Raw genomic sequence first — 13,410 nt, forward strand, 5'->3', positions numbered from 1 at the left:
CCCAGTGCGAGTCGGGTCATGAACCGGGAAAGAGTTCGTTGGCAACAGTTTCCGTCACTTCGTGGATGATGCCAGTACGTTCCGGGACGCTTCCCAGGTCATCGCCCTTGGTGTAAACCACCAGGACAAATGCGTGCCCGCCCTTGTCCAAAATGGCGGCATCGTGGAGTTCCCCTGCCAGCTCCCCATACTTGTGGTAGACGCTGACCCCGGCTGGAACGGCAGCAGGGATGAGTGTTTCATCATTGGTGTTTTGCATAGTGGACAGCAACTGCTCGGTGTCCACCGCATTGAGCAGGGCTCCGGAGTACAAACCGGCGAGGATTCGGGCCATGTCTGCCGTGGTGAGGGTGTTGCTTTCGGGGGTGTACGCCACACCTAAAGAATTTGCATAGTCCGTCAGTTCCTCGTGGCCAACAGCGTCCATGATCAGTGACCAAGAGTCGTTGTCGCTCTGCTGGATCATCGCCTGAAGCTGAAAGTCCGCAGGGTAGGCGCCCAAGACGTCGTCCAACGAGGCCGCCCCTGTTTCAACGAGGTGGTAAAAAGCTTCCGCCGCCAGGACTTTGGCAGTGCTGGCAGCTTCAAAAGGGCTCTCCACGCCGTACTGGTGGATTTCCTGGCTGGTGCTTCCTCCGGACAGGTCCATCAAGGCCACACCGATCTGATACTCGGGGTTGGCTGCAATGATGCCGTTTATTTTGGCGTCCAGTCCCGCATCGACCGTACTGCCGGCGTCCGTGCCAACCGGCGAAGGGGGCGAGGTCGGAGCAGGGGTGGAAGGCACGGCGGGAGCGGCGGCCGGAACGGATGCCTGCCCTGGAACCGGATTCTTCGCTGTGCTGCCGACACCGGGGGAGGATGGACGGGCCTGGGCTGCCGTGTGGATGCCGACGGGCAGTGCCGCGGCCAAGAGAACAGCACACGCTGCCATGATCAAGGCGCGGCGTCGGCGGAAAGCCCGGGAGCGGCCGCGGCCTGTGGCTGCGGCCGAGGACTGACGACTGGAGTGCCGCGACTCGTGATCTTCCATGGTTCGTGATCGTAGCCACGGAAGCTATGCCAGAGCTTTGAACCGGCTGTTACCTGGCCCTGCCGCGACTTGGGGCCCAGCCCAAAGCCGGCCCGAGCTTCCCCGCCATGTCCGTCAGGATCTGCACGTAGTCCTCGTAATCAAAACTGAACGGCAGGGCGAAGGCCACCTCATCCACTTCCTGGAACCCGGCGTGCGCGTATAGCTGCTCGGCGATCTCTTCGCTGGTGCCGATCAGATCAGCCGCAAACATCATGCCCCTCGGCCCCTGCGGAGCAGCGGTGCGCGGAGTGCGTTCGTCGACGTACCGCTGGTATTTCTCCCGCTGGGCAGGAGTCGCCGAGTCAGTCGGAATCACCACCAGGCCCTGTGACACCCGCGCCCCAGCATGTCCGGCGGCCGCAGCCGCTTCCCGGAACTCCCGGATCTGTGACTGCTGGACCAGGGCGAAGTCAGGCTCCTGGTCCTTGTCGGGGAAGATCACGCTGCTGGACAGCAGATTGAACCCACTCGAACCGGCCCACACCGCTGACTTCGTGCTGCCGGCCCCGTACCAAAGCCGGTCCCGCAACCCCGGCGAATGCGGCTCCACTCGGTTGGAGAACTCCTCCACCACGCCCTGCTTACCGGAAAACTCCCGCACCGGTTCCCCGGCCACCAGCCGCGCAAACCGCTCCACCCGCGCGTAGCTGAAGTCCTCCACCTCCGCGGTATCCGGGTACAGCTCGTGCTTCACCGTGTCGTACTGCATCGGCTCGCCCACGCTTACGCCGGGGTTGATCCGTCCACCGGCGAGCAGGTCCACGGTGGCCAGGTCCTCGGCCAGGCGCAACGGGTTTTCCCACCCCAGCGGCGTCACGGCAGTACCAAGCTCAATCCTCGAAGTGCGCTGGCTCGCGGCCGCCATCACGGCCACAGGCGAAGAAATCCCGAACTGCAGGTGCCGGTGGCGCAGCCAGGCACTGTCGAATCCCAGCTGCTCGCCCAGCTCGATGATCTGCAACGTGGATTCATGGCCAGCGGCGGGATCAACGGGGTCGAACAGGCCAATGGTGAGGAAGCCCAGCTTGCGCAAAGGACGGGTGGGCTGCGGCATCGGCTTCCTCCAAGTGATCAGGGAACGTGGCTGTTTTCAGACTAGGCCGTGGGCCACCGGATGAACCAACATGTCCCGCAGGCCTTAAGCCTCTACAAGAAGCACCCACACCCTTGACGGACGTGTCCGCACACGGGTTAGGCTCACCACGGGCAGGCGACGGCGCCGCCACAGGAGGAATACATGTCACTGCAGGAAATCGAGTTCACGTCCGCCAACGGCCGCGACGCCATCCAGGCCTGGGTCTACGAACCCATCGGCCAGCCCAGGGCAATCGTGCAGCTGATCCACGGGCTCGGCGAGCATTCCCGCCGCTACCTCCACCTCATCTCCACGCTGGTGGACGCCGGATTCGTCGTGGTGGCAGGTGACCACGCCGGGCACGGGCGCACCGCCATGCAGCAGGGCACCTGGGGTGACGCCGGCGAGGACGCCGCCAAGGTGGTGGTCGCGGACGAGGTCACGCTCCAGGCCAAAGCCAGGGCGGCCCTCCCCCAGCTTCCCTACGTGGTGTTCGGCCACAGCTGGGGCTCCATGATTGCGCGCGGCATGGCTGTGGACCCACAGGCTCAGCTGTCCGGCTTGATCCTGTGCGGCATCGCCGCCCAAATGCGGGGCATCGAAACAACGATCAACCGGCCGGAACTGGCACGGCTTGCCTCCGGCGCCGGCGCGGCGGACCCCGCACCGCAGGACCTCGTGGGCCAGCTGTTCGACGGTTTCCTGGGCCGCTTCGGAGACAATCCCGGCCCCACGGCCTGGGTGGCGCTGGACGCCGACGTGGTGGCCGACCACGCCAAGGACCCCTTCAACAACTTCGGCGCACCCCTGAGCGCCCGGTTCCTGCAAGGCTTCGTGGACCTCTACGACCACGTCAATTCCGACGACTGGTACAAACAGCTCCCCACGGACCTCCCCGTCCTCATCCTCGCCGGCGACCAAGACCCCGTGACCAACTACGGCGAAGGCGCCTACCACGTGGCAAACCGCCTCACCGATTCGGGCCACGCGGACGTCCGCACCCGCGTCTTCCCCGGCGTCCGGCACGAGGTGCACAACGAACCCACCACCCGCGCCGAAACCGAGCGCGAGACGGTCGAATTCATCCAGCGGGTTACGCACCAACCCCAGGACTCCCCCACACAGTAGGCAGCAGGCTGGCCGTCCCGGAAGGTAGCACCCCGGCGGAAGGTACGACGACGGCACTTACCCCGCCGCCGTCGTCGTACCTCCCAGCAAAGGCAGCCGGAGGCGGCTGCCCCGCGTGGTAGGTTCGCCGCATGGAATGTGTGGTGCTGTACACCGTGCGGGAGGGCGTGGACCGCTCCCGGATCATGGAGACCTACCCCCGCCACAAGGCCTTTTACGAGGCGTTTCACGCAGACGGTGGTGGCCTCGTGGCCCTGGGCGCGTTCCAGGACCCCGATCCGGCTGCCAGCTCCATGGGCATTTTCACGTCCCGGCAGGAAGCCGAACGTTTCGTTGCCGGCGACCCGTTCGTTACCGAAGGGCTCGCCGAACCGAGGCTCCTGGACTGGAATGCCGTGCGCTTCGCGTAGGGCTACCGCCGGTTAGTTGCCTTCCCCGGCCAGCGGGGCAGCCGTGAAAAGGTGGGCCCCGCGGGCGCCGGAATCTTGGCAGGGTCGGTGCCAGGCCGCCGTCGGCGCAGCTCCAACGCCAGCGCCTCCTGTCCACGCGCCATCGCCCATCGATGGTTCGCGGCAAAGGCCGGCTTGAGCAGCCAACTCAGCCGCCGCAGCAGCGGTTTGGCGGCGCTGACCCGCCACTCATAGGTGACCACCGTTTCGGGCCCGTCCTGCTCAAAGGTCCAGCGGCCGGCGCCGTTGAGGTCGCCCCGGGCCGAGATGGCGAAGCCGTGTTCCGTGACGGGCTCGGTGACGGTGAGCTGCCACGTGAGCGTGTACGGCAGCCAGCCTTTGGTGTGGAGGAAGAACGCCTTCCCGGCCCCGTCCGGGTTGCCCGGATCCAGCTGCTCAACAGTCAGATACACCGACGGCCACCAGCGGGGAAGCGTGCCGGCATCGCCCAGGATGTCCGTGACCTCCCGCGGGGTTCCCGCCACGCGCCAGACAGTCAGGAATTCGTAGTCAGTGCTGCTGGTCGATGTGCCGGCCATTGGTGCCTCCACGGCGAGGGTGAATAGGCGGCCCACAGTACTCACACCGTTGTTTGCGGTCAACGGGCCACCGTCATCCCGAGGGCGTCAGTATGTGCTGGCGTTGGCGATCAGGTGCGGCGGCAGGGGCTGCTGGGTGAAATCGAACGCCTGGGTGAGGTCGCCCAGGATCGGGCTGTTTTCCCTGACGTCCGGGCGGGGATCGGGCCGGCCGTCGGTGGCCGGATCGATCCGTTGGCCGTGCAGGAAGTCGTCCTCGATGAACTTGATGTAGGCGTCCTGGCTCAGGGTTTGATGGTCGATGTACCCCTGCTTCGCGAAGGGGCTGATGATCAGGCTGGGGACGCGGAACCCGTACCCGTTGCTGTCCGCGTTGGGTGGCTGGACGTGGTCGTAGAACCCGCCCCAGTCGTCCCAGTTCAGGAAGATGGCGGTGCTGTTCCAGTCGGGTCCGCTCATGATGGCGTTGATGAGCCCGGCAACGTATTGCTGTCCCGTGCTGATCTTGGCCGGCGCATGTTCGCTGACCTTGTCGGTCGGGGCGATCCACGTCACGGCGGCCAGCGCTCCCCGTCGCGCGGCGTCGTAGAAGTTGGTCAGGGGCTGGATGTTCCCCAGTTCCCCGTCCTGTTTGACGGTGTCGAAGTACAGCAGGGGGTTCCACAGGCCCGGCGTCGTGGCATCCTGCTTGATCGGGGCGCAGGTGGCAGCGTCATCCCGGCAGTCCGGCTCCGTGCCCTTGAAGACGTAATAGTTCCACGGGACGTGCTGTTGATGGAGCAGGTACGTCAGGTCGGTCCACGCGTAGTCGGGCACCTGAAGGTGCTTGGCGGCGTCGGAGAGTTCCTGCTTCAGTGCGGCAGGAACGTTGGCGGCATCGACGGCGGCCTGGCAGGCCGGGTAGGTGTCAGTGGGCTTGCAGCTGGCGTTGATGAGCCGGTCCACACCGGCTGCCAGGTCCGGGCTGATGCCGGCGGCAGTGAGGGCTTGCTTGCAAGGGGCAAGGTCCGCGGCGGACTGGCATTTTCCGATCAGGCTGTTGCCGATGATTTCGGGGTCGGGTCCGGAGTCCGGGTTCTGGAGCGCATTGGAGCACGACGCCGGGTCCCCGGCTTTGGTGCATTTGGCGGACCATTCCGAGACCAGGTAGAGGTGCGCCGGAAGGCTCCAGGCGGAGGCGGCCGCGAACATGTGGTCCTGCAGCGTGAAGTTGCGGGCGTAGTCCCAGTACGTGGGGAGGTCCCGGCCATCGTGGTACCCCATCACATCCGTGGCGGTGGTCCGGTAGCGGCAGTTCACCTGGGTGGCGGTGCAGCCGGCCAGGCCCTTTTCCGCCTGGGCCACAAACCCGTCCATCGCCCCGTTGTCCACGTCAGCCACTTCGTCATTGTGGCTGTGCGGGGCACCGACATTGGCATCGGCCGGGTTGTAGAAAGGTTTGACGCACCCGCCGTTGGCGGGGTCCGGCAGACACACGGCCGGCTCGTTGTTGGCCATCGGGATCCCGTCGGCGCCCGGGTACGTCCCGAAGTAGGTGTCGAAGGAGCGGTTCTCCTGGGTAATGATCACTACGTGCTTGATCTTGGAAATCCCGGCCTCGGCGCTGACCGGTCCCCCGGCGGCACCGCTTCCGGCGAATGCCAGCAGCGCCCCGAGGGCCAGGGCGATCCAGCCCGCCAGCAGCGTGTGGAACGGGGAGCGAGCCAGCCCAAGGCGGCGCAGGACTTTTCCCTGCCGGATGCGTCTCCTGGTGCTGAACATCGCGTCCTCCTGACGCTGCTCCTGCGAACCGGCCGTCACCGCATCAAAAAAACTCACGCGGGGGTCCGGCCACTGGGGTTACCCTCCCACACGGTCCCTGCGCACCTGACGGGAATTTTCTGGGAACTTGCCCACAATCCATCGCCCGGGCCTGCCGGAGCGCGGGCACCCTGGTGCTGGGGTGCTCAGGTGCTGCCTACTGCCGCGCGGGCCGGGACCTGTACACATGGCCCGGGACCAGGGGCGTGCCTTCGAAGAGCTGCGGGACAGACACCAGCTGGTAGCCCTGGGCCTGCAGGGTGGACATCAGCTCCTGTTGCCCGGCGATCGTCGTCGGCTGGACGTCATGCATGAGCACCACCGCGCCGGGCGTGATCTCCTTGAGCACCTTGGGCACGAATACCGCCGGGTTCTTGCTCTGCCAGTCGAGTGAGTCCACGGCCCAGAGAATGAGCGGCTTGCCCACAGCGCCCTGCACGGCGGCATCGGCTGCGCCGTAGGGCGGCCGCATCGTGGCCGGGGTGGAGCCGGTTGCGGCAAGGATGGCGGCGTCCGTCCGCTCGATCTCCTTCTTGACCGCGGGGATGGGCAGCTTGGTCAGGTACGGGTGGCTGAACGTGTGGTTGCCGATCGCGTAGCCGGCGTCGGCCACCTGCTTCGCGGTTGCCGGGTTGGCGGCCGTATTGGACCCGGTCATGAAGAACGTGGCCTGGGCTTTTCGCTCTGCCAGGATGGCCAAAAGCTGCGGTGTGGTGCGGGCGTCCGGCCCGTCGTCGTACGTCAAGGCAGCGCACGGGACGACGTCGCAGTTCACGTGCCTGGCTGCCGGTGCTGTCGCGGGACGCGGGATGGCGGCGGCGTTCAGCTGCTCCAGGACCTGCCGCCCGTAGTCGCTGAGCACCGCCCCGGCGTCGGCGGCGTTCATGGTCAAGGTCACGTTGCCCCCGGGGTTTCCCGGAACCTCCGCGGACACCGCCAGCTCCCCGGACGGTTTCAGGACCAGGTCGCCCACCGGGATGTCCTGCCGGACGGGGGTGGCGATCTGCGCCGGAACGCCCACCATGCGCGATTGAATGCCCGGAACCGCCTCCGGCCGCACCAGCTCCGCGCCGCCACGGACAGCCCCGGAAACCGTGTTAACGTACACGGTTTCCGATCGTTCGGAGACGGTCCCGCCCGTCCCGGAAGTCTTCACTTTTTGGCGGACAACAATCACTGTTCCCGCAGCCTGAACGGGCGCCGCGGACACCGTCATCTCCTGGCCCTCGGGCTGCTGTGCGTTCAGGGCCATCGCGGGCCGGTACCGGCCACCCACCGGCGCAGCCGCATCGAGGAGTCCCAGCAGCCACGAGTCGACATGCGTGTTCAACCCGGGCACCCCGTCAACGTAGGTCCAGGACGCATGCACACGGCGCTCCCCCACGTGGGCCGTCAAGGCCATCCCGTACCCGCCCGGCACCTCCACCGGTCCGTCCAGCGCATCCGAGAGCGGTTGGGGCAATGCCACGGTCTCCGGTTGGCTTGAAACCCGTTCGTGGGAGTTCAACGCCGTGTACGGCGCGCCGGCCATGCTGTCACCACCGCTGACGAGCGCCGCCGCGCAAATCGCCGCCAGGAGGACATGCAGGCAGGCGGCAGCCGCGCTCCCGCGGGTGCGCCCCATCCCCAGCCCCATCGATCCGCACGCTCCTCAGGTGTTGACCCTTCGATTGTCCCTTATTACCAGGCCGGGATGGTGAAACCGGGGGCCGTTGCCTGGGACCGGGGAGCGCGGCGCGCTAGATGGTCACGTTGAGCCCCGCCGCGTAGCCGGCCGCGGCCGAGCCGGTCATGGTGGCCAGCTGGTAGATGCCGCCGTCGTCCCCGAACACGTTGTCCGACTGCAGGGTGGTGCGGGTCATGTTGGTGACGCTCTTTTCGTATCCGGGGGTGGCGTAGACGTCGTCGCAGGCAGCCTTGGGCAGGGCGATCTGGGAGACGGCCAGCACCTGCCCGGCGGAGGTGGCGTTGTTCATGGACTCGAAGACCTCAAAGTGGATGTGCGGCCAGCGGCCGGAGTAGGCGGCCGGGAAGATGGACGTAAAGGTGACCTGACCGTTGGCGTCCGCTTCCTGCACGCCGCGGAGGTAGTTCTCGTTCTTCAAGCTGGAGTCGTACATCGAGTACTTCCCGTCCCGGTCACAGTGCCAGGCGTACACCGCGGCGCCGGCCATCGGGGTGCAGCCTTTGGCGTTGTCCAGCAGGGTGAGGGTGAACGTCAGAGGCACGCCCTCCGCCGTCGCTGACGCGGTGCCGAAGCTTGAGGTGATGTCCCGGCGCACCACGCCGGAGGCTTCCAGGACGTTCGGCCCGTTGGAGCCGTCGCCGGGGTAGGGACCCGCGGTTTCCTCCGGAATCTCCACCCCGCATTCGGCGATGGCCCGCGTGAGCGTTGGCGTGGCGGTTGCGGCAGCAGAGTCCGTGGATGCTGCGGCGGAACCTGAAGACGCCGCCGAAGAAGTGGCTGACGACGTAGCCGAAGACGTGGACGCCGTGGTTCCGGCGGGGCTACAGGCGGCGAGCGCGGCGGCCGCCCCGCCTGCACCCAGGAACAGCCCCAGGGACCGTCGGCTCATCAGGGTGGCCAGATCGAACTCCAGCCCTCGGTCATGGTTGGGATGGGGCTGGTCGACGTCGGGCTGGCCGGGTGTGCGTGAAGTGGTCATGGTCCAAGGAAACCGCATGCGGCTATGCCGCGGACCGGTGGTATCTGTGCCCTTGCTGTGCGTCCTGGCAGGCTTCATGCTGCCGGAACCTGCCCCACGGAAGGCTCGACGACGGCACCCGCCCCGCCGCCGTCGTCGTCCGTTCCAGCAAAAGCAGCCCGGTGCACGAGGCGCCGGAAAAGCGAGGCGGGGCAGGCCCTTGGGAGCCTGCCCCACCTCTTTGCACCGGCTGATGCCCTGCGCCCGACTTTCGGGTTTCCTGTTGCGATGGAGTATGCAGGAACATCCGCCGGCGGGTCTTTGTGCGGGACGCCCGCCGCCGTCGATGCGGCCTAGAGCGTCCTGGGATCTTCGGCGTACATCTTTAACCTGATGTTCAAGGCGTCCGACATATGGCGGGCCGCGATCTCCCCGGCGAGGGCGGAATCGCGGTCCCCTATGGCGGCCAGCAGGTCGGCGTAATCCGCCAGCACCACCGGCCACCGCCCCGGGTAGGTCAGGGTGGTGAGCGTGTACCGGCGGACCTGCTGGTCCAGGCGTTCCAGCAGTCCGATCAGCGACGGGCTGTGGGTGGCGCGCCACAGCTGGGTGTGGAAGGCGCGGTTGGTTTCCGCGAGCGCCCGGCCGTCGCTGGGGTCCAGCTGCTGCATCTGCGTCAGCAGCCCCGTGAGCAGCTGCCGGTCCAGGGCGGTTGCCTTGACGGCAGCCTTGGCTGCGGCGGCCTGCTCCAGGATGATCCTTGACTCGTAGATATCGATGATTTCCTCGGCCGAATGCGTTCGGACCACCACCGCCTTGCCGCGCCGTTCCACCAGTCCGTCCTGTTCCAGCCGCTGCAGCGCCTCCCGCACCGGTGTCCGGGAGGCCCCGTACCGCTCGGTGAGCTTGGCCTCCGTGAGCGGCTCGTCAGGCGCAAAGACGCTCGCGAGGACATCCTCGCGAAGCCGCTGGTGGATGGGAATGGCCACTTCTTCCTCTTTTCCGTTGCTGGTGGGGGCTGCTGGGTTGGCTAGGCGATGGAGCCTGCGCGGCGGCCGAAGACGGCGCCCGCCGCAAGCCCGGAGCCGCCGGGGTAGTTGCCGCTGAACAAACCACCCAGGGCTTCACCACAGGCATAGAGCCCATCAAGCGGCACTGCATCTTCGGTCAGCACGCGTCCCCAGGTGTCTGTCTTGAGGCCGCCGAATGTGAAGGTGATGCCACAGGTCACCGGGAACGCGTAGTACGGGCCGGTGGCGATGCTTCGGGCCCAGTTGCTCTTCGGCGGCTGGGTGTCCGCCCGGCGCCCGTCCTTGACGTTGGGGTCAAACGGGGCGCCCTCGGTGATCGAATCATTAAAGCTCTTCACCGTCTCCTCCAGTCCCTCAGGGCTGATGCCGGCCTTCTGTGCCAGCTCGGCAAGACTCGGCGCAGTGACCACCGAAACCCCCGGCATGTCGTACTCCTCGGCGCGCAGCATGGGGCGGGAAGAAGCGTCAAAGATCTGGAAGGCGGCCGAGCCCGGCTGGGCAAGGATGTCCCGGCCGTACTTCGCATAGGTGTAGTTGCGGTAGTCGGCGCCCTCGTCCACGAACCGCTTCCCGTCGCTGTTCACCACGATGCCCAGCGGGTACCCGCCGCGGGTGAGCTGGTTGGTGAGTTCCAGGTTGCCCTCGCTCTCCGGGTGCCAGGCGTCCCAAGCGACGCTGTGGGAGGTTGACCAGTCGCCGCCCCTGGCCGCGCCGGCGTCCAATGCGGCGACGATCATCTCACCCGTGTTGCCCGGTGTGCCGCGTACCTTCGCGTTCTGCCAGCCTTCCCCCAGGTGTTGGCGGCGCAGTTCAGGTGATGCTTCAAAACCTCCCGAGGCGAGGATGACCGACTCGGCCCGGAGCTCACCTTCTCCGGACGGGGTGTGGTACCGGACGCCGCGCACGCGGCCGTCCTCCTGGATCAGTCCGGTGGCTGCGCAGTCATAGATGACCTCAACGCCCATGCGCTCCGCGGCCGCCCGGTGGTCGGCCATGAGCCCCTTTCCGCCCCCCACGTTTCCCACATGCAGCCCGCCCCAGAACAGATACCCACCGTCCTGGGTCCGGTACGCCTGGCGCTCATACATCAGCCGGTATTTGAGTCCCATGCCGTGAAGCCAACGCAATGTCGGGTTGCTTTCGCTGACCAGGACCGCGGACAGTTCGGGGTCGTTGCGCCCTTCAGAGACCTTGGACAGATCGGCAAGGTACTCGGCAGCGGTATATGCGGGGACTTCACTGACGGCGTGCCGCTCGTCAGGCTCCACGAATTCGGTCAGTTCCTGGAGCCCGTCATGGGAGATGCGGGTGGCGCCGGCGGTGTAGAAGCTGTTGCCGCCCGATGCGGCTTCCCGTGCCTTTTCGAGCAGGACCACTTTGCGTCCACGCTCGGCGGCTGCAAGGGCTGCCGCAAATCCGGCGTTGCCGCCGCCAACCACCAAAACGTCGCTCTTGATCATCATCAATCTCCTCAGCTCCATCGCTGTACACGATTGTATACATAAGTATGCCGTCGCATGCAATAGTGTCTTGGCGCGGACTTGACGGGCTCGGCGGGAGCGGCTTAATGCCGGGATTTGTGTCTACCCCAGGCGCGGGTGGCTGATTTCCTGGGCGTCGATGTACATCTGGATGCGGATGTTCTTTGCCTCATCCATGTGGGCACTGGCGATGCGGCCGGCCTCCTCCGCGTTCCGTGCGCGGATGGCCACCAACAGCTCCTCATGCTCCTTCAGCACGCGGTCCCAGCGCTCCTTGGTGGAGAGCGTGGTGCCGGGGTAGCGGATGAAGTGGACCAGGATCCGGTCCAACAGGTCAAGCAGGGCGGCGCTGTGGCTGGCGGCCCAGATGCGCTCATGGAAGGTGCGGTTGGCGGCGGCCAGTTCAGCCGGCGTGGCAGCATCGAAATCAAGGGTGACCATGGCCTGGTGGGCGCGGTCGATCAGCATCAGGTCCATGTCGGTGTGCCGGAGAGCCGCGGTTTTTGCGGCTGCCTCCTCCAGGAAGGTCCGCACCTCGTAGAGGTCCAGCATCTCCTCCGGGCGGTACTCCCGCACCTGCATTCGCGAACCATAGCGCTCCACGAGCCCCTCGGTTTCGAGGCGCCGCAAGGCTTCTCTGATGGGCGTCCGGGAGACGTTGTACTTCTTGGCCAGGGCGCTTTCAACGAGCTGGGCACGGGGAGGCAGCTCCTGCGAGATGATGGCGTTCCTGATCATCAGGTAGGGGCTTGTCTCTGGTTGCGACGCCACGGGCGGCCTCCGGTCTTCATGCAAACAAGCGGCAGGACGCGCTAGCGCCATACCTTTAGCCGCAATTCTATCGCACTGCATACCGTTTCGGCGCGCTGTGAACACCGCGCCGATTTTTGGCACACCCGCTGCAGCAGGAAGCCCGCCAAACCACCTTGACTGTATTCATATTCCAGGGACTGTTGCTTAAGTCATATCAACGGTATACCGTTTGTGACCAACGCCATACAGCAGGGCAATTACCGGATTCTGGTTTGCTCAGCTTTGAACATTTACCCGGCGACTGCACACGGCAGCGCGGGGTATTTCAGGAGAACCAATGACGCTTCTATTCAGGGAAGAACCGCAAGCCGGCCCCCTTCCGGTCACGCCGGTACCGGCCACCCTCGTCCGTGGCGGCACCAGCAAATGCTGGATATTCCGGGACGAGGACCTTCCGTCTGACGCCCTGGAGACGGACCGCCTCCTTATCCGCACTTTCGGTTCGCCGGACCTCCGCCAAATCGACGGAGTCGGCGGTGCCTCGTCAACCACCAGCAAAGCCATCACCGTGGGCGGCACCGACCCGGACGGCACGGTCCGCTATCGGTTCGCCCAGGTGGCCATCGACAAACCGGCAGTCGAGTGGGCCAGCAACTGCGGCAACTGCGCAACAGCGCTGGGTCTGTACGCGCTCCACGCCGGGCTGGTCGCTCCCACAGGGGAAGTCACCCGGGTACCCATCCTGAACACCGTGACCGGGCTGCGTCTCGTTTGCGAGATCCCCACCCCGGGGGCCCAGGTGCCGGCCTACGGCGGGCGGCGGCTTGACGGCCAGCATTACCCCGGCGTCCCCATCGATGTCATCTTCCAGAAAACCTCATGGTCCACTTACGGAGCACAGTTCCCTACGGGCAACGCCATCGATGACATCGAGGTCGACGGGCAGCGGTACCAGGCGACACTGATCGACGCAGGCGCCCCGGCCGCACTCTTTGCCGCACAGGACCTGGGGCTGGACGCAACCGGCAGCGAGGAAGCTTTGGAGGCGCTGGTCCGGATCGCTCCGCGGCTGCGCGCTGCGGCCGCCCGAAGGATGGGCCTGCCGCAGGACCTCAGCTCCATTCCGAAGGTGGGCATCGTGGGGCCTCCGCCGGAAGGAACAACCGGCGTTTCCGCCCGGATGATCTCGATGACCGCACTCCACCCCGCCATCGGCCTCACCAGCGCTGTCGCCGTCGGTGCCGCCTCAGGAACAGCAGGCAGCGTGGTGCAGCGCAGCCTGGTTCCGGCTGCGGAGGCCGGACTCTTTATCCACCTACTGAGAGGCAAGACGGCGCTGGCATTGGATGCAGCCGATCCCGCCGAAGTCTCCTTTCAACGCTCGGCCCGCGTCATCAGCGAAAGCACCATCCTGGTGCCCAGTGACTGAAGAAA

Annotated in this window: 12 protein-coding genes; 3 read left to right on the forward strand and 9 right to left on the reverse strand. The window is 66.2% G+C overall.

Features of this window, described 5'->3' with window-relative positions:
- Nucleotides 1–16 precede the first annotated feature (16 nt).
- Together QRM95_RS13040 and QRM95_RS13045 are read right to left on the reverse strand one after the other, a co-directional pair.
- The gene (locus QRM95_RS13040) at nt 17–1,033 is read right to left on the reverse strand and encodes a serine hydrolase (protein ID WP_285247993.1); all 1,017 of its coding nucleotides are present in this window, start codon (nt 1,031–1,033) and stop codon (nt 17–19) included.
- A 49-nt stretch (nt 1,034–1,082) separates the two neighbouring features.
- A complete protein-coding gene (locus tag QRM95_RS13045; RefSeq protein ID WP_285247994.1) occupies nt 1,083–2,129 on the reverse strand; it encodes an LLM class flavin-dependent oxidoreductase in 1,047 nt (348 codons plus the stop codon).
- A gap of 183 nt (nt 2,130–2,312) precedes the next feature.
- Here QRM95_RS13045 and QRM95_RS13050 point away from each other — a divergent pair, with 183 nt between their 5' ends.
- Together QRM95_RS13050 and QRM95_RS13055 are read left to right on the forward strand one after the other, a co-directional pair.
- On the forward strand, nt 2,313–3,278 hold the full coding sequence (locus QRM95_RS13050) for an alpha/beta fold hydrolase (RefSeq protein WP_285247995.1): 966 nt from the start codon (nt 2,313–2,315) through the stop codon (nt 3,276–3,278).
- A 131-nt stretch (nt 3,279–3,409) separates the two neighbouring features.
- Complete coding sequence (locus QRM95_RS13055) at nt 3,410–3,688, forward strand: YciI family protein (protein WP_285247996.1); 279 nt, start codon at nt 3,410–3,412, stop codon at nt 3,686–3,688.
- 2 nt (nt 3,689–3,690) lie between these two features.
- Here QRM95_RS13055 and QRM95_RS13060 read toward each other — a convergent pair whose 3' ends face one another.
- The 7 genes from QRM95_RS13060 to QRM95_RS13090 all read right to left on the reverse strand — a co-directional run bounded on the left by QRM95_RS13060 (nt 3,691) and on the right by QRM95_RS13090 (nt 11,994).
- Nucleotides 3,691–4,266, reverse strand: a complete 576-nt coding sequence (locus QRM95_RS13060) for an SRPBCC family protein (protein ID WP_285247997.1) — start codon at nt 4,264–4,266, stop codon at nt 3,691–3,693.
- Between the two features lie 87 nt (nt 4,267–4,353).
- Complete coding sequence (locus QRM95_RS13065; protein ID WP_285247998.1) at nt 4,354–6,084, reverse strand: alkaline phosphatase family protein; 1,731 nt, start codon at nt 6,082–6,084, stop codon at nt 4,354–4,356.
- A gap of 139 nt (nt 6,085–6,223) precedes the next feature.
- Complete coding sequence (locus tag QRM95_RS13070) at nt 6,224–7,690, reverse strand: polysaccharide deacetylase family protein (protein WP_285247999.1); 1,467 nt, start codon at nt 7,688–7,690, stop codon at nt 6,224–6,226.
- A 115-nt stretch (nt 7,691–7,805) separates the two neighbouring features.
- On the reverse strand, nt 7,806–8,732 hold the full coding sequence (locus QRM95_RS13075) for an intradiol ring-cleavage dioxygenase (RefSeq protein WP_285248000.1): 927 nt from the start codon (nt 8,730–8,732) through the stop codon (nt 7,806–7,808).
- A 332-nt stretch (nt 8,733–9,064) separates the two neighbouring features.
- Nucleotides 9,065–9,700 carry a GntR family transcriptional regulator gene (locus QRM95_RS13080; protein WP_018763868.1) on the reverse strand — a complete coding sequence of 212 codons (636 nt, stop codon included), beginning with the start codon at nt 9,698–9,700 and terminating at the stop codon, nt 9,065–9,067.
- 41 nt (nt 9,701–9,741) lie between these two features.
- Nucleotides 9,742–11,205, reverse strand: a complete 1,464-nt coding sequence (tcuA, locus tag QRM95_RS13085; protein WP_285248001.1) for an FAD-dependent tricarballylate dehydrogenase TcuA — start codon at nt 11,203–11,205, stop codon at nt 9,742–9,744.
- A gap of 120 nt (nt 11,206–11,325) precedes the next feature.
- Nucleotides 11,326–11,994, reverse strand: coding sequence for a GntR family transcriptional regulator (locus QRM95_RS13090; RefSeq protein ID WP_223992974.1), 669 nt, complete (start codon nt 11,992–11,994; stop codon nt 11,326–11,328).
- Nucleotides 11,995–12,313: 319 nt separating this feature from the next.
- Between QRM95_RS13090 and QRM95_RS13095 the strand changes: the two genes are divergently transcribed.
- Entirely contained in the window at nt 12,314–13,405 is a 1,092-nt protein-coding gene (locus QRM95_RS13095; protein WP_285248002.1) for a PrpF domain-containing protein, read from the forward strand.
- The last annotated feature ends 5 nt before the right edge of the window (nt 13,406–13,410 follow it).

Source organism: Pseudarthrobacter sp. efr-133-R2A-89, from assembly GCF_030209315.1.
Classification (GTDB): Bacteria; Actinomycetota; Actinomycetes; order Actinomycetales; family Micrococcaceae; genus Arthrobacter.